The sequence below is a fragment of the Actinacidiphila epipremni genome (assembly GCF_012034175.1).
GTDB classification, from domain to species: domain Bacteria; phylum Actinomycetota; class Actinomycetes; order Streptomycetales; family Streptomycetaceae; genus Actinacidiphila; species Actinacidiphila epipremni.
Window position 1 is genome coordinate 1 of the sequence record NZ_JAATEJ010000047.1, and the last position, 21,763, is coordinate 21,763.

Consider the following 21,763-nt stretch of genomic DNA (forward strand, 5'->3'; position numbering starts at 1 on the left):
GGGGTGCGGCGGGGTCTTCGGAGGGCCTGGCGGGGGCGTCTGGCGGCTGGGACGCGGCGCCGGGCGGTCGGGGCAGGGCGGGGCGTACGGAGGCGTAGGCGAGGACCTCTGCGCGGAGCACGGCGGCGGACAGGGCGGCGAAGGATGCCGGGGTGGATGCCATTGCCGGCCGGCGGGAGGGCGCGCCCGCGGGGGCGTCCTGCGCAGGGGCGGGGGCGCCTTGTGGGGGCAGGGGCTGTGGGGCTTCCGGGGTCGGCTCGGGGGGGGCGGCGGGGGGGGGGGGGGGGGGGTCTTTGGGGGGGGGGGGGGGTTTGGGGGGGGGGGGGGGGGGGGGGGGGGGGGGGGGGGGTGGGCGGCTTCTAGGCGGGCTGCGGTGGTTTGGGCGGCGGCGTGGAGGGCGGTGAGGGCGCGGGGGGAAGGGAGGTGGCGGGCGGCGCGGGTGAGGTCGAGGGCGGCGGTGGCGGCCTCGCGGGCCGGGCGGGCGGGGAGGACGGCCTGGGCCAGGAGCAGGCAGGCCACCGCGACCGCGGAGGCGGCGGCGCCCCACAGCGGGCCGGCGGCCTTGGCGGCGCTGGGCGGGATGGGGACGACCATGACGGAGATCAGCGGTGCCAGGGCGAGGCGGCCGAGGCGGCGGACGGTGCCGCCGAAGCGCATCAGGTAGCGGGACGCGGCGATCGCGGCCACGTACATTGCCGAGCCGAGCCAGGTGTGGTGCAGCATGAAGCGGCCCACGAACGCCGCGAGGACGCCGATCGCGGGCACGTACAGCAGAGCGGAGAGGCGATGGGCGAGGCTGGTGCCGTGCAGGGTGCGGGCGAGGGTGACCGTGACCACCGTGGCGATCACCACCACCGCACCGGGCAGTCCCGCGGCTTTGCATATGGCCGCGGTGATCAGCAGCGCCGCGAGGGCCGCGAGGATCGTGCGGGCGGCGGTCCGCAGCCGTATGCGGCCGGGGTCGAGCAGTCGCAGCCGGTCCAGCACTGCGGACCATCCCTTCGTCGTTTTGTCGGACGTTCCGTTGGCGGATGTCCTGTTGTCGGACGGTCCGCTTGTCGTTGCGCCGGGCGGTTGTCGCTTGAGGTGCTGGTGGGCACACCTGGCGGGTGGTGCTGCATGGCGCCAGTCGGTCCGTACGCCGGGCGTATGAAATATCCGGCGAGGTGGCGCTCATAGGGCCGTAATACGTCGGACGGTCGCTTCAGATAGTACGCCGAGCTTACGAAAGAGCCGTATGTTTTTTCCTCCACCCCCCGACGACGACCCCGCCGCCGAGTTGCGGCGGGCCGTGAACCGGCTCGCCCGGCGGATGCGGGCCGAGCGGCCACCGGACGCGTTGCCGACCGGGCGGCTCGGGGTGCTCGCGCACCTCTACCGTTCGGGGCCGTCCGCGCCGAGAGCCATCGCCGCCGCGCTGCACGTGCAGCCGCAGTCGCTGACGCGGACGCTGGCGGCGTTGACGCGGGACGGGATGGTGAGCCGGACCCGCGACGCGACGGACGGGCGCAGCCAGGTGCTGGAGTTGACGCAGGCCGGGTTCGCGGCGATGGCCCGGGACGTGCGGTACCGGGACGACTGGCTGCGCCGCCGGATGGACGCGGAACTCAATGGCACGGAGCGGGAGTTGCTGCTGCTCGCGGCGGCGCTGCTCGACCGGCTGGCCGACGACGGCGGCGAGTGAGGAGCCCTCGGGGGCGGGCGCACGGGCACCGGGGCGGGAGATACCCCCTGGGGGTGTTCGCGTTATACCCCTAGGGGGTATATGCTCGGTGGTGAGCGGGGCGGAGAGAGCCGCCCCGGCCCCGAGTTGGACGAGGAGCACACCATGACCGAGTCGGTCTACTCCGTTTCCGGGATGAGCTGCGGGCACTGCGAGTCCGCGATCACCCGCGAGGTCACCGCGATCCCCGGCGTCACGTCGGTGAAGGCCGTGGCGTCGACCGGGCTGCTGACGATCGGCTCGGAGCAGCCGGTCGACGAGGCGGCGCTGCGGGCCGCGGTGGACGAGGCGGGTTACGAGCTGGTCGGCAGGGCCTGAGCCGTAAGGCACGGGCACGGCTACGGGCACGGCTACGGGCACGGCGCAGCCACCGGCGCCGGCGCAGCCCGCCGGAGCAGGCCGCGGCCGACCCGCCGCAACGGGGCAGGCGGCGACACGGGGGAAGACGAGCCCAGGGGAAGGTGAGGGGAGCGCAGTGGTGACGAACGGCACCGGCGTACGGCAGGCGGAGACCGGCAGCGGCGACGAGCGGGCGCTCGGTCAGGCGCCCGAGCAAACGCCTGAGCAAGGCCCCGCGCAGGCGCCCGGCCAGGTCGTGCGGGCGCCCGGTCAGGCGGCCCAGCAAGCGCCTGGGCAAGCACCCGAGCAAGCGCCTGCCCAGGCGCCTGAGCACGCGCCCGGCCAGGTCGTGCGGGCCCCCGGGCAGTGGGTCGAGTTGGAGATCGGCGGGATGACGTGCGCCTCCTGCGCCGCCCGGGTCGAGAAGAAGCTCAATCGCATGGACGGCGTCACCGCCACCGTCAACTACGCCACCGAGAAGGCGAAGGTCGGCTACGACGCCGGCGTCGCGGTCGGCGACCTCATCGCGACGGTCGAGGCCACCGGCTACACCGCCGCGCTCCCCCCGCCCCCCGCCGAAAAGTCCCCCGCCGGCAGGTCCCCCGGCGCGGCAGGCGCTCCCGGCCCGGCGCCCCAGGACGCGCCCGACCGCCAACTGACCGCGCTGCGCCAGCGGCTGACCACCGCCGTGGTGCTGGCCCTGCCGGTGATCGTGCTGGCGATGGTGCCGGCCCTGCAGTTCGACAACTGGCAGTGGCTGTCGCTCACGCTCGCCGCGCCCGTGGTCACGTACGTCGGCTGGCCCTTCCACCGGGCCGCGTGGACGAACCTGCGGCACGGAGCAGCGACCATGGACACCCTGGTGTCGGTCGGCACGCTCGCCGCGTTCGGCTGGTCGCTGTGGGCGCTGTTCTTCGGCGACGCCGGCATGGCCGGCATGACCGACTCCTTCCGCCTCACCGTCTCGCGCAGCGACGGCGGCGGGCAGATCTACCTGGAGGCGGCCTCCGGCGTGACCGCCTTCATCCTCGCCGGCCGCTACTTCGAGGCCCGCGCCAAGCGCCGCGCCGGGGCCGCGCTGCGCGCCCTGCTCGAACTGGGCGCCAGGGACGTGGCGGTGCTGCGGGGCGAGCGCGAAGTGCGGGTGCCCGTTGGCGAGTTGGCGGTCGGCGACGCCTTCGTCGTACGGCCCGGGGAGAAGATCGCCACCGACGGGCTGGTGCGTGACGGCACGTCCGCCGTGGACGCCTCGATGCTCACCGGCGAGTCCGTGCCGGTGGAGGTCGGCCCCGGCGACCGGGTCACCGGCGCGACGGTGAACGCCGGCGGGCGGCTGGTCGTGGAGGCCACCCGAATCGGCGCCGACACCCAACTGGCGCGGATGGCCCGCATGGTGGAGGACGCGCAGAACGGCAAGGCGGCGGCGCAGCGGCTCGCCGACCGTATCTCGGCGGTGTTCGTGCCCGTCGTGATCGCGCTGGCGCTCGGCACGCTCGCGGTGTGGCTGGGGCTCGGCGAGGGGCCGCAGGCGGCGTTCACCGCGGCGGTCGCGGTGCTGATCATCGCCTGCCCGTGCGCGCTCGGCCTCGCCACGCCCACCGCGCTGCTCGTCGGCACGGGGCGCGGGGCGCAACTGGGCATCCTCATCAAGGGCCCGGAGGTGCTGGAGTCGACCCGGGCGGTGGACACGGTGGTGCTGGACAAGACCGGCACCGTGACGACCGGTGCGATGGCGCTGCGGTCGGTGCTGGTCGCCGGCGGCGTCGAGGAGCGGGAGGCGCTGCGGCTGGCCGGCGCGCTGGAGCACGCCTCCGAGCACCCCATCGCGCGGGCGATCGCCGCGGGCGCGGCCGAGCGGGTCGGGGAGCTGCCCGGGGTGGAGGGCTTCCGCAATCTGCCGGGCCTCGGCGTCGAGGGCGAGGTGGCGGGCCGCAGTGTGCTGGTGGGGCGCGAGCGGCTGCTGACCGGGCGCGGGATGCCGCTGCCGGCGGAGCTGGCGCAGGCCAAGGCCGCGGCGGAGGCGGGCGGCGGCACGGCGGTGGTGGTGGCGTGGGACGGCGCCGCGCGGGCCGTGCTGGTGGTCGCGGACGCGGTCAAGGAGGGCAGCGCGGAGGCCGTACGGCGGCTGCGGGCGCTGGGGTTGCGGCCGGTGCTGCTCACCGGTGACAACGCGGCGGTGGCCGCGGCGGTCGCGGCGGAGGTCGGGATCGCGGTGGAGGACGTGCACGCGGAGGTGCTGCCCGAGGACAAGGTGGCGGTGGTGCGCGGGTTGCAGGACCAGGGGCGTACGGTCGCGATGGTCGGCGACGGCGTCAACGACGCGGCGGCGCTCGCGCAGGCGGACCTGGGGCTCGCGATGGGCACGGGGACGGACGCGGCGATCGAGGCGGGCGATCTGACGCTGGTGCGCGGGGATCTGCGGGTCGCGGCGGATGCGATCCGGCTCGCGCGGCGCACGCTCACCACGATCAAGGCGAATCTGTTCTGGGCGTTCGCGTACAACGTCGCGGCGTTGCCGCTGGCCGCGGCGGGGCTGCTCAACCCGATGATCGCGGGGGCCGCGATGGCGTTCTCGTCGGTGTTCGTCGTCGCCAACAGCTTGCGGCTGCGCAGGTTTGCGCCGTTGGCGCGGTAGGCGGGGTGTATGCGAGGGGTATGTGCGGTGTACGCGGGGGCGTCCGTTGCGGCGGGGGGCGCCCCCCGCGGGGGGGGGCGGGGGGGGGGCCCGGGGGGGGGGGGTGGTGGGGGGGGGGGGGGGGGGGGGGTCGGGGGGGGGGGGGGGGGGGGGGGGGGGGGGGCGGGGCGGGGGCGGGGGGGGGGGGGGGGGGGGGGGGGGGGGGGGGGGGGGGGGGGGGGGGGGGGGGGGCGGCGGCGGGCGGGGGGGGGGGGCGCGGGGGGGCGCGGGGGCGGCGGCGGGGGCGCGGGGGGGGGGGGGTGGGGGTGGGGGGGGCGGGAGGGGGACCGTGCGGGGGAGAGGGGCGGGGGCGGGGGCGGTGGGCGGGCCGGGGGGGGCGGCGGGCCCGGGGCACCGCCGGACGGCGCCGGCGGGCGGCGCCACGGTGTGGCTCAGTGGCCGTGGTGGGGCGGGGCGGGCACGACTGTGATGGTCCTGGTGGTCGTGACCGGGGCGAGCGAGGCGGCGCCGGTGTAGGCGCGCATCGAGTCGTTCGTCACGGACACGGTCACCGTGCCGGGCCGCAGCGCGGTGACGATCCCGGTCGCCGGGTCGAGGACGGCGACCTTGTGGTGGCGCCGGGCCTCGTCGAGGGCCTGCTTGCCGCTGCCGACGGCGAGCGTGGACGAGCCGCCCCAGCCGACCGACATCGGGTAGCGCAGCGGCACCACGCGGGTGCCGTTCGAGACACCCTCGGGCTGCACGATGCTGCCGCTCAGCTGCGCGGTGGCGCCGGCCTGGAGGGAGGCGGGGGCGTCCAGGGTGACGGACTGCGCGAAGGCCCGCACGTCCGCCTCCAGCCACTGCTGGTCGGCCTTGTCGTGGCTGTCGACCGACCAGTCGACCCAGCCGGTGAAGCCGCCGCGGTCCGGGGTGCCGTACGGGTCCTTGCCGGAGGAGGGCAGCACGACGTACGGGACGCCCTCGACGCGGTGGACATCGGCGATCTGGGCGTGCGAGCCGACCATGGCGGCGCCCTTGCCGGTGGCGGCGCGGAAGTCGGTGAGCATCTTCTCCACGAGCGCGACCTCGTCGCGGTCGCCGAGCTGGCTGGACTTGGTGTCGGCCGGGTCGTCCACCGGGTGGTGGGCGAAGACCATGACGTTGTGCACCGAGGGGTCCTTGCGGGCGTCGGCGAGCGCCTGCTGCATCATCGGCAGCTGGTCCCACGCGGTGCCGTGCAGCGTCCCGAGCGAGCTGGCCAGCAGGATGAACCGGGTGCCCTTGTGGTCGAAGGTGCGGTAGGGCTGCCCGAACTGGGCGGTGAAGTTCGTCAGGTCCGACTGGGTGTTGTTCAGGCCGTACGACTCGTGGTTGCCGGGCACGTAATAGCACGGCACGGAGCCGGCCTTGGGGTCGGGCGTGCTGTCGGCCGGCGGTTCCTGGCCGACCGGGACGAGGTCGCAGCCGGCGTCGGTGAGGACCTGGCGGGCGAGCGCGAGGTCCTGCGGCAGGCCGCGGTCGGTGATGTCGCCGTTGAGGACGATCAGGTCCGGGTGGGTCGTGCGGATCCGGGCGATCGCGGCGGTCGCGACCTGGCTGAGCGCCGGGTTGTCGGCGGTGAACTGCACGTCGGACAGGGTCGCGAAGTGCCAGGTGCTCTTGCCGTCGGGCAGCGTGCCGTCGTCGGAGACCAGCGGGTCGGCGCGCAGCGGGCCCTGCGCCGGCAGGTCGACGGGGGTGGGGATGTCGGCCTCGATGCGGTCCAGCACGAAGGTGCCGGCCTTCTGCTGGGCGACGTTGGTGTTGATGCCCTGGAAGCTGGACAGCGCGATCGGGAACGCGGTGTCGGCCGGCAGGGTGAAGGTCGCGTACTGCCAGTCGGCGCTCGGCGTCAGGCCGGTGCCGTACACGCCGTTGCCCTTGCCGTCGGCGTCGTAGTAGCCGATGTACGTCAGGCCGCTCGGCACGCCGATGCTGGACTTCAGCCGGACCCGCAGCCGCAGCGGCTGGCCGGGGATCTGCACGCGCTGGGCGGCGGAGGCGGCGGTGATGCCGACGTTGCGCATCGCGTCGAAGTCGATGCGCAGGCCGTCGGGGTCCTGGGAGAAGGTGGTGGCCGCGGTGCTGTTGTTGTGCCAGCGGGCGAGGACGTCGTCGTCGAAGTCGTAGACGTTCTGCGTCTGCACGCCGATGGTGATGGGCAGTTGCACGCTCTTGCCGCCGGCCTTGACGGTGAGCAGGGTGCTGGCGTTGGCCAGCGGGGTGACCTTGAGCTTGCCGTCGACGGGCTGGAGGGAGACCACGGCGTGGTCGTAGTCCAGCGACAGGTCGCGCGGGTCGAGGGGCGCGGTGTAGCCCTGGGCGTCGCGGCCGGTCACCGAGACGGTGACGGCGTCGGCGGCGGTGGGCTCGGCGATGGACAGCAGCTTGGCGGACAGCTCCAGCGTGTCGACAGGGCCGAGGACGGTGACCTTCTGGTCGGCCTGCGCCCGGCCGGAGCGTGCCGAGACGGTGATCGTGCCGTGCGCCGTGGCGGGGGCGGTGAGCGTGCCGTCCTTGACGGAGGCGCCGCGGGCGGACCAGCGGACGGACTTGGGGGCGACCTTCACCGGGGTGAGGTGGTTGTCGACGCCCTCGGCGACGAGCGCGCGGTGCGTGCCGGGGAAGACCTTGACGCCGCCGTCGGCCGCCGCCGCGCCGGGCGCGGGCTTGACCAGCAGCTGGTGCAGCTTGCCGTCGCCCTTGGCGACGAAGACGCCGACGCCGTTGGGGTCGCTGCGCTCTCCGCCGTCGGAGGGGACGTTGCGTACGGTCGCGGAGTCGTCGCCGAGGGCGCGGGCGACCATGGTGGTGGAGCCGCCGCCGTCGAGGTTGACGGCGGTCTGTATGCCCATCGCGACCAGGTCGCGGGCTTCCTTGTCGATGCCGACGCCGCCCTTGCCGGTGCCGCCCGGGCCGTCCCAGGTGGCCAGGACCAGGGTCCTGCCGCCGTCCTTGAAGCCGAGCGCGGTGCGCGGGGCGATCGAGGTGTCCAGGCCGCCGGCGACCTTGCCGGCGGAGACGATGGTCCCGCCGTGGCCGAGAGCGAATCTCATCTTCCGGGCGGCGTTGTCGGCGAGCGCGTAGCTGAGCGCGGCCGGGTCGCCGGGCTGCAGCGCGCGGATCGCGGTGGCGGCGGCGCCGCGGCCGACGAGCACGAAGCCGTCGGCGGGGATCGCGCCGGAGCCGGCCGGGCCGTTCGGGGTGACGGACACCACGGTGCCGTGCTCGACCAGGACCTCGGCGATCTGGTCGTTCGCCACGCCGGTCAGGCCGGTGTTGCGGCTGTAGGTGCCCCACGCGGAGGTGAACGCGACCAGGCCGTCGGCCGGGACCCCGCCGCCGTTGGCGGCGTTGACGGTGAGCACCTTGTGGTCGGTGCCGGCGAGCTTGGCGGTGGTGGTGACGGTGAGGTCGACGAGCTGGGCGATGCCGTCGTCGCTGACGCCGACGTGCTGGCGGTTGCCGGCGGCGTCGGCGGTCTTGACGAGCTTGCCGTCCTGGATCTCGCCGCCGAGGGAGGCGTTGGAGTTGCCGATGTCGAAGAAGTCGCCGTTGACCGCGGCGACCGCGCCGGCCTTGTTCGCGGCCGTGCTGAGCGGGCCGCCGGAGGCGACCGGGCCCGAGGTCAGCAGGTCGGTGCCGACCGCCTTGTCCGACAGGTCGACGGTGAGGAACTGGGCGTCGTACCAGCCCTTCTGGTCCAGCGCCTTGACGTGCTGCAGGCTGATGCCGGGGCCGGTCTGCTCGGTCGTGTCGACCAGCGGGATGCCGCCGGTGGCCGGCGGCGCGGAGGTGCTGCCGCCGCCGTGGGCCGGTGCGTGCGGGCTGCCGGCCGGGGCGGCGGGGTGCGGGCTCCCGTCCGCGAACGCGGTGGCCGGCCCGCCCGCCACCAGGGCCGCCGCGGCGACCACCACCAGCAGCGGCTTGGTGTACCGCCGCTTCACTCCCATGAGTTCCATCTGAACCTCGGGTTAGAGATGGCACGGATGGCGTCCCCGCCTCCGCCGCGCCCGCTTGCGTCAAGAGCGCACACCGATCAAAAAGATCGACCAAAGAGCGCACATGACCCGCCGACGATCGATCAGTGAACCCTGCGGGAAGGGGCGGTGGTGGACCCGCGGTTGACGTCGTGTCAGCTCGCCCCGGGCGGCTTCGGGCGGTCCGGCTCCACGGACGCCCCGACCGGCCGGTCGGTGGGCGCGGCCGGCTCGACGGGCTCCACGGGCTGCCCGGAGCGCGGCTCGGGGACCCGGGCGGCGCTTTCGGTACGGGCGTCGGCGTCCGCGGCGCGGGTGTCGGCATCGGTGTCCGCGTCCTGCGGGCCGGGCGCGGCCGGCGCGCCGTCCGCCCGAGTGCGGCGGTGCAGCTGCCGGCCGAGCAGCGCGCCGCCGAAGATGACGAAGCCCACGCCGATCAGCCAGCTCTGCACCATCAGCACGGTGCCGACCGGGCCGTACGTCACCGCGTTGGTCAGCGTCAGCGGCGAGAGCACCAGGACGGAGAAGACCCGCAGGCCCACGAGCCCGGCCATCGTGCACAGCGCGCCGGTGAGCGCCGGGCGGGCCGGCACCCGGTTGCCGAGCAGGAAGCGCTGCCCCCACCAGAAGAACAGCACCCCGCAGGCCAGGGTGAGGGTGATCCGCAGCGCGGAGCGCAGCGCCCCGCCGTCCAGCACCGATCCGCTCTCGGCGACGACGAACAGATACCCCGTCAGCGCCGCGAGCCACACCGCCCGCCGCCACGCCGCGTGCCAGGGGCTCGCCGGCAGGTCCCAGATCCGCTCGTAGCCGGTCGCCACGCTCGCCGCGAAGGACAGCCCGAACACCGCGAGCGCCGCCAGGCTCAGCGCGCTGGTGGTGCTCAGCACCTTCCCCGGCGCCGCGAACAGCCGCCGTACGGTCGCCGCCGGCTGCGCCGACAGGCCCATGCCGTCCACGATCCACTGCGCGAAGCCCGCCCGCTGGTACGGCACGGCGGCGGCCACCACGATCAGCAGCGGCACCAGCGTGACCAGGCCCAGTGCCGCGAAGCCCATCGACCGGTGCATCAGCTCCATCTCGGCGCCCTGCCGCCAGACCCGGCCCGGCAGCGAGCGCCGCCAGGCCGCGCGCAGCCGCGCCACCGCTCCCGCCATGCCGGGCCCCCACCGCCCGCCGCTACTTGCCGCGTACGCCGGGTACGCCGCGACCGGGCCCCGTCACCCCGGCGCGTGCGGCGGCGGCGTGCAGGGAGCGCAGGGCCAGCAGCAGGAAGCCGATGTCGTCGAGGTAGATGGGGTCGGGCAGCAGGTCCACCGGCCACACCAGATAGGCCACGGACGCCCAGAACATCGTCTTCGTCGACGTCGGCACCCCCGCGCCCTTGAGCACCCGGCGGGTGCGCACCAGCGTCACCAGCAGCCGGACCGCGACCACGAGCGTGCCGACCGCGACCACCGCCAGCACCACGAGCAGCAGCCACTCCGTGCGGTTCATCCCCGCCACCTCCACCTCGGCGCCGCCTGCGCCCTCCTCTTACCTCTGCCCCCTGCGCCGCCGCTCACGACCGGCCGACCGGGTGTCCTGGGCGCCACCGCCGACCGGTTTCGTACAACGATGTAGAAGCCGATGAGATACGGCTGCCGCGAGTCTGGACACCCCCTGGGCGGTGTGCTGTCATCATTGCTGCTCGGCTTTTACATCGTTGAACAGCCGCGCCGGACAACGGTGTCGGGCACCGTCCACGGCAACGATGTCGAGCAAGAACAGAACACAGCACAGCACAGCACAGGCAGCAGCAAGCTCCACACCCCCACTCGACCAGGAGCGTGTCATGCATCGAACAACCTCACTGCCCGGAGCGCCGCCCGGCGGCCCCTCCCTCCACGCCCCCCACGCCCCGCACTCCCCCCACTCCCCGCACAGCGGACGGCGTACGGCCGGCGGCTCGGCCGCGTGGCTGCGCAGGGCCCTCGCCGCCACGGTGGCGGCCCTCGCCCTGGTGCTGGGCGCGCTGGTCGCGACGCCCGGCCCCGCGCAGGCGGCCGGCTCGCTGCCGTGCGACATCTACGCCGCCGCCGGCACCCCGTGCGTGGCCGCGCACAGCACCACCCGCGCGCTGTTCTCCGGGTACAACGGCCCGCTCTACCAGGTCACCCGGGCCTCCGACGGCGCCACCTCCGACATCGGCCTGCTCACGGCGGGCGGCTACGCCGACGCCCAGCGCCAGGACACCTTCTGCGGCGGCACCACCTGCCGGATCAGCAAGGTCTACGACCAGACCAGCCGGCACAACGACCTGCTGCCCGGCCCGGCCGGCACCGCCGGCGGCGTGGACCGCGGCGCGGACGCGAGCGAGATCGCGGTGAGCGCCGGCGGCCACAAGGTGTACGGCATCTGGGTCTCGCCCGGCGTCGGCTACCGCTACACCGGCGTGGCCTCGGGCGTCGCCGTGGGCGGCCAGCCCGAGGGCGTCTACATGGTCGCCAGCGGCACCCACGTCGGCTCGGACTGCTGCTTCGACTACGGCAACGCCGAGCGCACCCCCGCCGACACCGGCAACGGCCACATGGACGCCGTCAGCATCGCCACCACCTGCTACTTCGCCCCCTGTACCGGCTCGGGCCCCTGGGTCGAGGCGGACATGGAGAACGGCATGTTCCAGGGCGACAACGGCTCCAACACCGCCAACCTCGGCAACAGCAGCCCGTACGTCACCGCAGTGCTGAAGAACAACGGCCAGACGACGTACGCCATCAAGGGCGGCAACTCGCAGAGCGGCGGGCTGTCCACCTGGTGGAACGGCGCGCTGCCGACCCGCGGCGGCTACCGGCCGATGCAGCAGGAGGGCGGCATCATCCTCGGCACCGGCGGCGACAACAGCAACCGCAACATGGGCACCTTCTTCGAGGGCGCCATGGTCGCCGGATATCCCACGGACGCGGCCGAGAACGCCGTGCAGGCCAACATCGTCTCGGTCGGCTACGCCGGCCAGACCAATGTGCCCAACGGCCCGCAGGGCACCATCACCGGGCCGGGGAACAAGTGCGTGGACGTCGCCGCCGACGACACCGGCGGCAACCTCTCGGCCGTCCAGCTGTGGGACTGCCAGACGTACGCCGAGGACCAGCACTGGACGCACAACGCCAACGGCTCGCTCACCACGCTGGGCCGCTGCCTGGACATCAACGGCAACGGCACCGCCAACGGCACGCAGGTCGAGCTGTGGGACTGCAACGGCGTGGGCGGCCAGAAGTGGGTGCAGCGCGCGGACGGCTCGCTGTTCAACCCGCAGTCCGGCCGCTGCCTGGACTCCCCCAGCGGCGCCACCGCCAACGGCACCCGGCTGCAGATCTGGGACTGCAACGGCTCGGCCGCCCAGCGCTTCTCGGTGGCCGGCGGCGGCCCGGTCGCCGGCCCCGGCAGCACCTGCGTGGACGTCGCCTCCGACGACGTCGGCGGCAACTCCGCGGCGGTGCAGCTGTGGGGCTGCCAGTCGTGGGCGGTCGACCAGCACTGGTTCCACAACGCCAACGGCTCGCTGCAGACCCTCGGCCGCTGCCTGGACATCACCGGCAACGGCACCGCGGCCGGCACCCAGGTCCAGCTGTGGGACTGCGACGGCGCCGGCGGCCAGGTGTGGCAGCAGCGCACCGACGGCTCGCTGTTCAACCCGCAGTCCGGCCGCTGCCTGGACTCCCCCAACGGCGCCACCGCCAACGGCACCCGGCTGCGCATCTGGGACTGCAACGGCTCGGCCGCGCAGCAGTTCACCCTGACGTGAGCTGATCCGGCCCCTTCGGCGCGAGCGCCCCGGAACCCGGGGGCGCGGGAAGCTCTCCCTTCCCGCGCCCCCGTCGCCGTCCCCGCCCCCGTCCCCGTCCCCGTCCTACGTTCCCCGCCGGCCACAGCGGCGGATTCGCGGCACAACGGACCCGGCCCGTACGCCGTATGACGGTTGTTCACACGGACGTACCGCTACCGCCACGCGCGGTCCTCGCGTCATCCGTTGCCGTGTACATGAATATGGATCATGAGACTTCACAGGAAGGCCCGCTGGGCGGCCGTGGCGGCGGTCGCCGCCGTGGCCGCGACGGTGATCGGCCTGGTGGGATCGGACGCCCTGGGCGGCGGGTCCGCGCAGGCGGCGAGCACCGGCCAGCGCTACACCGCCGCCTGCCCGGACGCGGACGCGGTGGCCCCGGCCCTGGACCGCAACCTGATCGCCAACCCCGGCGCCGAGGACTTCACCGCGGTCACCGACCTCGGCGCCCCGGACGGCGACCCGCAGTACGTGCCCGACTGCTGGGAGGCCACCTCCCCGATGGACGCGCCGGGCGCGGTCCTGGAGTCGTACGCGTCCTCGACGACCGGCCAGACCGGCAGCCGTACGTTCTACGGCGGATACGACTACCACTCCCCGCAGGTCTCGATCGTGGGCGTCACGACGCAGGCCACCCAGCTGATCGACGTCGGCGCGCTGGACGCGGGCGGCAAGTCGTACACGCTGACCGGCGCGATCGGCGGCTACACGACGCAAGGGGACTACGCGACCGTCACCGCCGCCTTCGAGGACGCCGGCGGCACCGTCGTCGGCACCGCGGTCATCGGCCCGGTGGGCGCCGCCCAGCGCGGCAACGTCACGAGTCTTGTCCCCGAGGCGGCCGTCGGCACCGTCCCGGCCGGCACCGCGAGGATCCTCGTCACCGTGGCGTCCACCGGCGTCAGCTCCGGCTACGGCATCGACGGCCGCGCCGACAACCTGAACCTGACGATCGCCTCGGCGGGCAGCGGCCAGCACTACACCGCCCCCTGCCCGGCCGCCGACCAGGTCACCCCGGCCCTCGACACCAACCTCATCGCCAACCCCGGCGCCGAGCACTTCACCGCGGCCACCGACCTCGGCGCCCCGGCCGGCGACGACCAGACCGTCGCCGACTGCTGGACCAGCGCCTCCCCGCTCGCCGCCCCCGACGGCACGCAGGAGTCGCGCGCGTCCACGTATCCGGGCACCGGCGGCAGCCGGGTCTTCCACGGCGGCACCAACCCCGGCACCGTGCAGGTCGCGGGCGTCGTCACCACCGGCACGCAGCTCGTCGACGTCAGCGCGCTGAAGGTCGACGGCGTGCCGTTCAAGCTCACCGGCAAGGTGGGCGGCTACGCGACGCAGAGCGACTACGCCGAGGTCGTCGCGACCTTCGAGAACGCCGCCGGCGGCCCGCTCGGCACCGCCGCGATCGGCCCGGCGACCGCCGCGCAGCGCGGCAACACCTCCAAGCTGCTGCCCGACGGCACGTACGGCACGGTCCCGGCCGGCACGAAGAAGATCCTCGTCACGATCATCACCGCGGCGGTCAACAGCGGCGCCAACAGCGACGGCGTCGCCGACGACCTGGACCTGACGATCGGCCAGAACGCCGCCGGCCAGAGCTGGACCGCGCCCTGCCCGGCCGCCGACCAGGTCACCCCGGCCCTCGACACCAACCTCATCGCCAACCCCGGCGCCGAGGACTACACCGCGGCGACCGCGCTCGGCGCGCCGCTCGCCGACGACCAGACGATCGCCGACTGCTGGACCAGCACCTCCCCGCTCAACCCGCCGGACGGCACGCAGGAGTCGCGCGCGTCCACCTACCCCGGGGTGACCGGCAGCCGGGTCTTCTACGGCGGCACCAACCCCAGCACCGTCTCGATCCCCGGCATCACCACGACCGGCACCCAGGTCGTCGACGCCGGCCCGCTGGACGCCGCTGGACGCCCCTTCCGGCTGTCCGGCGACCTCGGCGGCTACGCGACGCAAGGCGACTACGCGACCGTCACCGCGACCTTCCGCGACTCCGGCGGCGACACCGTCGGCTCGGCGGTCATCGGCCCGGTCACCGCCGTCCAGCGCGGCAACGTCTCCAGCCTGGTCCACCAGGCGTGGTACGGCACCGTCCCGGCCGGCACCGCCACGATCAAGGTCACCATCGCCACCGTCGCCGTCAGCAGCGGCGCCAACAGCGACGGCACCGCCGACAACCTGGAGCTGACCATCGGCTCCAGCGCCGCCCCGACCGGCCCGATCCTGCAGACGATGCCGTACGCGTCGGTCGGCGACTCGGCCGGCACCCACGTCGACCCGGGCACCGGCGCGGTCGTCCCCAACGTCACCCCCGGCGGCCTGTACCGCCCGGCGGGCGTGTCCGTGCCCTTCGCCACCACCGCGGCCCCGAAGGTCGCGGCGACCGTGCGGGCCGAGCTCGCCGTCGCCGACGACGGCTCGGTCTACGTCTCCAACACCGGGGACAACGTGGTGGCCCGGCTGCGCGAGGGCGGCACCGCGATCCTCGCCGGCTCCCTGGAGGCGTACGGCGAGAAGGGCGACGGCGGCAAGGCCGCGGACGCCACCCTCTACCAGCCGGCCGGTACGGCGGTGGACTCCGCCGGCACCCTCTACATCGCCGACAGCGGCGACAACGTCGTCCGCGCGGTCGGCTCCGGCGGTGTCATCCAGCGATTCGCCGGCACCGGCACCGCGGGCCGCAGGGCCGGCCGGGACGCCCGCAGCGCGCAGCTGAACCACCCGACGGGCATCGCGGTCGACGCGGCCAGGAACGTCTACATCGCCGACAGCTACAACAACCGGGTGCTGGAGGTGTCCGCCAAGGGCCGGGTCGTGCAGGTCATCGGCACCGGGAAGGCCGGCTACTCCGGTGACGGGCGCGCGGCCTCCCGCGCCCAGCTGAGCCAGCCGAACGGGCTCGCCGTGGACGCCAAGGGCAACCTCTACATCGCGGACTCGTCCAACAACGTCATCCGCCGGGTGGACGCGAGGACCGGCGTCATCACCACGGTGGCGGGCGACTACGCGGCCGGCCGGGCGAGCGACGGCCTCGGCGGCTTCACCGGCGACGGCGGCCCCGCGACGTCCGCGCGGCTGAACGACCCGCAGGGCGTGGCCGTGGACGGCGCGGGCGACCTGTTCGTCGCGGACACCTTCAACAACGCGATCCGGCAGGTCAGTCCGGCGGGGATCATCACCACGGTGGTGAACTCCTCGGCGGCGCCCGGCGGGGAGAGCAGCGGCGCGGCACCGGCCGCCTCGAAGCTCAACACGCCGTACGCGGTGGCGGTGGACCGGAGCACGAACCTGCTCTACATCGCCGACACGCACAACAACGCGATCGCGCAGGTGCTCGGGGTCGCGCAGTCCGGCGACGCGGCCGGCCCGGTGGCCCCCGGCAGGCGCTGACCGCCGCAGCCGAGGACGTCAGACGCCTCGAAACGGTTCGACCCAGCTCGGCACATCCCGACACGCCTCGAACGCCCCGAAGGCCCCGAACACCTCGAACGCCTCGACACGCCTCGAAGAAGAGAGACGATGAACGACATCCCCTCCGCCCGATCGGGCATGTCCCGCCGCCGGTTCGTGACCGGTGCCGCGACGCTGGCCGGCGCCGCCGGCATGGCCGGCCTGCTGCCGGAGAACCTGGCGCGGGCCGCTGCCGCCAAGCCGGCCAGGGGCAGCCTGTCCCAGGTCAAGCACGTCGTGTACGTGATGATGGAGAACCGGTCGTTCGACCACTACTTCGGCACCTTCCCCGGCGCCCGCGGGTTCAGCGACCCGACCGCCGTCCGGCTGCCGAACGGCGACCCGGTCTTCCGGCAGCCCGATCCGGCCAACCCGGACGGCTATCTGGAGCCGTTCCACATGTCCACCCTGCGCACCGGCGCGGCGGCGATCCCGTCGCTCTCCCACGACTGGCGCGACCAGCACGCCGCGTGGAACCAGGGCGCGATGGACGGCTGGCTGACCACCCACCTCGCCTCGGACGGCGAGGTCAACGGCTCGTACACGATGGGCTACTTCACCCGCGAGGACATCCCGTTCCACTGGGCGCTCGCGGAGTCCTTCACACTGCTGGACAACTACCACTGCTCGGTGATGGGCCCGACCGACCCCAACCGGCTGGTGTGGCAGTCCGGTACGGTCGACCCGCAGGGCAAGTACGGCGGCCCGGTGCTGGAGACGGTGACGCCGAACCCGCTGACGTACCCGTCGGCGGCGGAGATCCTCTACGACGCCGGTTACAGCGTCAAGACGTACTTCTCCGGGGCGACCAGCGGCTTCAACGTCTTCGGCTGGTTCGCCAACTTCCAGAACAGGACGGCGCTGCCGGCCGCGCTCTACAACTCGGTGATGACCGGCGGCACGCTGTTCGGCGACGGCACGCCGGGCCGGGTCGGGAACCCGGTGAGCCCGACACTCGCCGGCGACCCGGCGCTCGGCTTCGAGGAGGACTGCGCCAACGGCGTCCTGGCGGACGTGTCATGGCTGTACATGCCGAGCGAGGCCGACGAGCACCCGCCGAACCTGCCGGCGGCGGGCGCGCAGTACCTGGCGTCCAAGCTGGAGGCGCTCGCCTCCAACGACGAGCTGTGGAACTCGACGGTCTTCGTGCTCAACTACGACGAGAACGACGGCTTCTTCGACCATGTGCCGCCGCCGGTGCCGGACCGCCGGCGGTATCCGGAGGAGTACGTAACAATCCCCTCCCCGAAGGGAACGCCGGGCGGCGGCCTGCCGGTCGGCGCGGGCTTCCGGGTGCCGTGCGTCATCGTGTCGCCGTGGACGGTGGGCGGCAGGATCTTCTCGGAGGTCTCCGACCACACGTCGGGGCTGCAGTTCATCGAGACGCTGACCGCGGCGGGCGGCCTGTCGGGCCGCGGGCCGGTGACGTTCACGCCGATCAGCGAGTGGCGGCGGCGCACCTTCGGTGACTTCAGCGGCGCGCTGCGGCTGCACGACCGCAAACCGGCCCCGAAGGACCCGCAGTTCGAGCCGGAGACGACGGCGGCGAACCTCGCCGCCCAGGCGACGGCCGCGACCCAGCCGATGCCGGCCCGCCCCGGGGCGACGCAGAGCATGCCCCGGCAGGAACGCCCGCACCGCGGCTGATTGCCACGGGAGTTGGCCGTGCGCCCGGCCGGCCCGCCTCGTCGAACGGGGTGGACCGGCCGGGCGCCCGTACGCGGCCGGAACGGGCTGTGCGGCAGCTGTATGTGGGCCCAACTCACCACCCCCCAGGTGTACTTGACCGCCCCTCTCGGCCGCTGGGATCCTGCCCGCCCGGAATGACTGGGGGGAACCACCATGACGTACTCACCACCACCGCTCGCCACCGTGACCGCGGCGGCCGGCGGCGTGGAGCCGATCCACGGCCTGAAGGGCGGCGCGGCCTTCGTGCTGATCGCGGCGGTCGTCGTGGTCGTCGCGGCGATCGCCGTCACACCGCTGATCATGGACGTCCGCCGGGCCACCGCCTGGCGCCAGCAGCTCACCGACCGCCTCATCGACCAGGCGGCCACCGACCACGAGGTCCGCGACTTCCTGCGCGACCTGCGCGAACCCCGCGGCGTCCGCGGCCTGACCCGCAGCATCATCGCCGTCCTGATCCTGGCCCTGGTCGGCTTCGCCCTCGCGGTGGCGATGCTCTCCTCCGGCCCCGACTCCGGCGACCTCCGCAAGACCATCGTGACCGCCCTGATGACCGTCCTGGCCACGGTCGCCGGCTTCTACTTCGGCACCCTCGGCGCCCAGAACAGCGCAGAAGACGCCCGCCGCCAAACCACCCCGAAACCCCCCAAACCCACCACCCCCCACCCGACCCCCCAGCCCCCGTCACCCCCCGACCACACCGCGTAACCCCGCCACCCACCCCACCATGAGCGAAGACCCCCCGAGGTGCGGTATTGTTCTCATGCACGGCCACCCGGGGCTCACCCCCCGGACCGAGCCAGGCACCGGGACGTGGCGCAGCTTGGTAGCGCACTTGACTGGGGGTCAAGGGGTCGCAGGTTCAAATCCTGTCGTCCCGACGGTGCACAGGGCCAAACGCCCAGGTCAGGGCCTTGTCTCACGGAAGTGAGATGAGGCCCTGAGCCATTTCCGGCCTCTGCCTCTCACAATCTCTCACAACCGTTGTCGATCTTGGTCAGCTGAGCATACGAGTGACCGGCTCACGCCGAGACGACGGTGTCCGGGACACCGTTGTTCGCCATCCCTGGGCTTGATCCGCTTTGACGGACACTCCTGATCAGGGTTTCGGCCGACCACACCAACGGTGTCCGTCAAAGCGGATCAAGTTCGAGATGAGCCTGGACCTCGCCGGTGGTCAAGCCCTTCGCGGACAGTGAGATGATCATCTCGTCCACGCCGGTCAGTTGCAGGCCTTCGGATTGGGCACGACCCACCAACTCCTCAATGAGCTGGTCGTTCAACGCCCTCGTCCGGTGCGGCTCGGCTGCCTCGACAGACTCGGCCCTCGGCTACGTTCTCGCTGGTCATCGATGCATCTTCCTTGATCAGGAGTTACACCGAGCGTTTTACAGTCCCACGACCAGGCCGATGACAGCCGAGAGGGTCACCACCGCCGTCCGACGCCCGCCAGGCGGCGAACTGTCCCCCACCGGGCAGACGCCGAACCGAGCGCTCACCCACACCCCCGCTCCAGCAGAACGGGCATCGTCCGCCTGAAGTCCTGGCGGATCTTGCGAAAGCCGCTGCAGCGTCCGAGCCGAGTGACCGACATCGCCACTGCCGTACTCGCTTTTGAAAGGCAACGCTGAAAAGGCCCACGTACGCCCAAGGAGATGCCCCTGCCCGCACGGTCGCGGGGAGGGGAGCCGCCTGGTATTCAGTCGGGTCAGCCGGCGGGTCGGGCAGCCCGGGCCCGCTCCAGGTAGGGCGGTAGCGTACGCAGTTTCTCGGCCGGCCAGGGCAGGCTCCGGTTCAGTTCCTCGCTGTGGTCGTCCCCCATCCGCCGAGCCGCCGCAACGACCTTTTCGTCAACAGCACCTTGCCGCTGGACGTCAGCGCGCAATTCGTCCCAGCGTCGGACGAGGTCCTGCACCTGCGGATCGCCAACCGGAGTGTCGTCCCGCAGATGGCCCAGCAGCTGCTCGACCAGGACGGCCCAGCGGCTCTTGACCTCTTCGACGCCTTGCGGACCGAGGCCCTCGCGAAGGCGGACCACCGCGTCGCGCTCCTCCGGGGTGAAGTACCTGTCAAGCACAGAGATCATCTCCAAGGTCGTCATGAACTGGTCCGGATCAGGCGTCGATTGCGAGTCGAGTCGCTGCAGCAGCCCGCCGATCTGGCCGATGAGCCGCTGGAGCCGGTCCGCCTGCGCGGTCAACTCATCCAGCTGCGCGGCCAGCAAGCGGCGCATCCCCGCCACATCCTCCGGCGAGGCGCCGAGCACACCCTTGATCTCCTCCAGGGACATATCCAGGTCACGCAGTGCCCGCACCCGGCGCAGCCGCCGCACATCATCTGCCGTATAGCGACGGTGGCTTGAGGGCGTGCGCTCGCTGGCCCGCAGTAGACCGATGTGGTCGTAGTGACGCAGCGTACGCACGGTCACACCGGTCTCCTGGGCCAACTCACCGATGCTCCACCGGCGCTGGTCATCGTTCTTCCCGATCACGCCGGCAACGCTAGAACCCGCCGCTACGAGAGGTGCAAGCCCGCACGGTGAACATCGTGCAAGCGATCTTCCAGTGCTCTGACCGGGAAAGTTCGCCGGGTTGGCGGTCGTGGCGGCTGCACGTGCGGTGACGTCCGTCCGTTCGTCGGGGGCATGGCCGTTGAGCCTGCTCGTGTGCGCCCGTTGACCGACCAGGAGGGGGTGAGCACACCATCCCGCGACGTTCACCTGCGCCAGCCCCGCCCGTACCGAACCTGCCGCAACCGGAGTCGGGCGGCACCACCGCCCCGACTTCCGGCAATCACCTGCGCTCGGACCGAGGCGCCTCCCTCGGACGCTCCGGCCCACCGGGGCTTTCGCGCCTACGGCCTGTGCACCGCCGCGGCAGCGAGGGGGGCTCAACTCCTGTCGCGTGTCCCGGAGTCCTTCCGCCTCCCGCTCATCGAGGTATTGCCCGACGGCACCTACATGCCCCGGCGGGCGAACTCGCCGAGCCGTACGCCGCCAGGTGGACCAGCGAAACGATCTACAAGAACATCAAGATCGAACAGCGTGGCGGGCGCACTGCGACCCAGCGCTCGAAAAGCCCCGCCCTCATCGAGCAGGAACTGTGGGCCATGCTCCGCGTCTGCCAGGTCCTGCGCCGCCTGATCGCCGACACCGTGAGCCGCGCCGGCCTGCCCGTGACGCACGTCAGCTTCAAGAACCCCCCTCACCGCCGTCCGACGCACCGTCGGGGCAGACTTTCCCCCCTCGGAAACTGGCCGCCAAGCTCGCTGGTGTCCAGGCCGACCTGATCCGCACCGCCGTCAAGCCCCGCCCAGGACGCGCCGCGGCCCGCTCCGCCAAAGGCGGCGGCACCGGATACCGCCTCCTCCGCACCGATGAGCCCACTACCACCCGGGGCACCCACACCGTCAGCCTCCGACTCTTCCCCCAAGAGCTCAGGCCGATCACCCATCCCGCAAGCGCGATGCCCCTTCAGCTCGCACAACGTGACGCAAGACCGGAAGAGAACTCACCCTCTGGCCGGCCGCCTGAACGATCGACGTTGGGCTAGGGCCAATCGTGTCAAACGGTCCGTGGTTGTAACCCCTTTCCGTATCAGGTTCGGGAGCGCTCCCGCGCCCCGATCGTCCGTGCACGCGACAGAAAGACCTCGATGACAAGAATCAGTGTAAGGAAAGCCGCCCTAGTGGCGGGTGCGGTGATGAGCGTGACGCTGGTCGCGGTCCCACCGGCGGTGGGGGCCGGTGCGGCGAAGGTCGTCGCCCCGCATGCAGCCGTAGTCTTTTCCCTGCCGTCGCCGATTACTCCGTATGAGGCTGCGGCCGGGGGTGCTAGTGGCGCCCTGCGGGGCTTCGGGAACCTGTACGGGTCCGGCGATCTCGGCGCCACGGTGGCGCCGGGCACCAGTCCCAGTGTGATCGGGGTGGACGGCGTCGGCTTCGCCGTTGCCGTCCACGGCGCCAACGGCGACCTGTGGGTCACGGATCCGAATGGGACAACTGATACGAAGCTGGGTCTCGCGCCGGGTACCAGTCCCAGCATCGCGGCTCTGAGCACCGGTGGGTACGAGGTGGCGTTCACCGCG

12 protein-coding genes, 1 tRNA gene and 1 pseudogene are annotated in these 21,763 nt (G+C 73.2%); 9 read left to right on the plus strand and 5 right to left on the minus strand.

Features of this window, described 5'->3' with window-relative positions:
- Positions 1-1,237 precede the first annotated feature (1,237 nt).
- The 3 genes from HCN08_RS33840 to HCN08_RS33850 all read left to right on the plus strand — a co-directional run bounded on the left by HCN08_RS33840 (position 1,238) and on the right by HCN08_RS33850 (position 4,697).
- Positions 1,238-1,684 (plus strand): MarR family winged helix-turn-helix transcriptional regulator, encoded by a 447-nt coding sequence (locus HCN08_RS33840; RefSeq protein WP_167987173.1) that lies wholly within the window; start codon positions 1,238-1,240, stop codon positions 1,682-1,684.
- A gap of 144 nt (positions 1,685-1,828) precedes the next feature.
- Entirely contained in the window at positions 1,829-2,041 is a 213-nt protein-coding gene (locus HCN08_RS33845; RefSeq protein ID WP_167987174.1) for a heavy-metal-associated domain-containing protein, read from the plus strand.
- A gap of 412 nt (positions 2,042-2,453) precedes the next feature.
- Positions 2,454-4,697 carry a heavy metal translocating P-type ATPase gene (locus HCN08_RS33850; protein WP_167987181.1) on the plus strand — a complete coding sequence of 748 codons (2,244 nt, stop codon included), beginning with the start codon at positions 2,454-2,456 and terminating at the stop codon, positions 4,695-4,697.
- A gap of 431 nt (positions 4,698-5,128) precedes the next feature.
- On the opposite strand, the gene HCN08_RS33860 is transcribed toward HCN08_RS33850, so the two are convergent.
- The 3 genes from HCN08_RS33860 to HCN08_RS33870 form a co-directional block, all read right to left on the minus strand.
- Positions 5,129-8,671, minus strand: a complete 3,543-nt coding sequence (locus tag HCN08_RS33860) for a phosphodiester glycosidase family protein (protein WP_167987175.1) — start codon at positions 8,669-8,671, stop codon at positions 5,129-5,131.
- A 182-nt stretch (positions 8,672-8,853) separates the two neighbouring features.
- On the minus strand, positions 8,854-9,855 hold the full coding sequence (locus HCN08_RS33865; protein ID WP_240970729.1) for a ribonuclease BN: 1,002 nt from the start codon (positions 9,853-9,855) through the stop codon (positions 8,854-8,856).
- 22 nt (positions 9,856-9,877) lie between these two features.
- Positions 9,878-10,195, minus strand: coding sequence for a YkvA family protein (locus tag HCN08_RS33870; RefSeq protein WP_167987176.1), 318 nt, complete (start codon positions 10,193-10,195; stop codon positions 9,878-9,880).
- 337 nt (positions 10,196-10,532) lie between these two features.
- On the opposite strand from HCN08_RS33870, the gene HCN08_RS33875 reads away from it, so the two are divergent.
- From HCN08_RS33875 to HCN08_RS33895, 5 genes are all read left to right on the plus strand, one after another.
- Positions 10,533-12,482: an arabinofuranosidase catalytic domain-containing protein gene (locus HCN08_RS33875; protein WP_167987177.1), complete on the plus strand. Its 1,950-nt coding sequence runs from the start codon at positions 10,533-10,535 to the stop codon at positions 12,480-12,482.
- A 249-nt stretch (positions 12,483-12,731) separates the two neighbouring features.
- Positions 12,732-15,932: an NHL domain-containing protein gene (locus tag HCN08_RS33880; protein WP_167987178.1), complete on the plus strand. Its 3,201-nt coding sequence runs from the start codon at positions 12,732-12,734 to the stop codon at positions 15,930-15,932.
- Positions 15,933-16,061: 129 nt separating this feature from the next.
- Positions 16,062-17,639, plus strand: coding sequence for a phospholipase C (locus tag HCN08_RS33885; RefSeq protein ID WP_240970730.1), 1,578 nt, complete (start codon positions 16,062-16,064; stop codon positions 17,637-17,639).
- A 195-nt stretch (positions 17,640-17,834) separates the two neighbouring features.
- Positions 17,835-18,386 carry a hypothetical protein gene (locus HCN08_RS33890; RefSeq protein WP_167987179.1) on the plus strand — a complete coding sequence of 184 codons (552 nt, stop codon included), beginning with the start codon at positions 17,835-17,837 and terminating at the stop codon, positions 18,384-18,386.
- A 99-nt stretch (positions 18,387-18,485) separates the two neighbouring features.
- Positions 18,486-18,559, plus strand: a tRNA-Pro gene (locus HCN08_RS33895).
- Positions 18,560-18,829: 270 nt separating this feature from the next.
- On the opposite strand, the pseudogene HCN08_RS33900 reads toward HCN08_RS33895, so the two are convergent.
- Together HCN08_RS33900 and HCN08_RS33905 are read right to left on the minus strand one after the other, a co-directional pair.
- Positions 18,830-19,028: pseudogene (locus tag HCN08_RS33900) on the minus strand (IS256 family transposase); the annotation flags it as partial.
- Between the two features lie 358 nt (positions 19,029-19,386).
- Positions 19,387-20,169 (minus strand): MerR family transcriptional regulator, encoded by a 783-nt coding sequence (locus HCN08_RS33905; RefSeq protein WP_167987180.1) that lies wholly within the window; start codon positions 20,167-20,169, stop codon positions 19,387-19,389.
- Between the two features lie 1,210 nt (positions 20,170-21,379).
- Here HCN08_RS33905 and HCN08_RS33910 point away from each other — a divergent pair.
- Positions 21,380-21,763: hypothetical protein (locus tag HCN08_RS33910; RefSeq protein ID WP_206319575.1), on the plus strand; the 384-nt coding region annotated here is incomplete at its 3' end.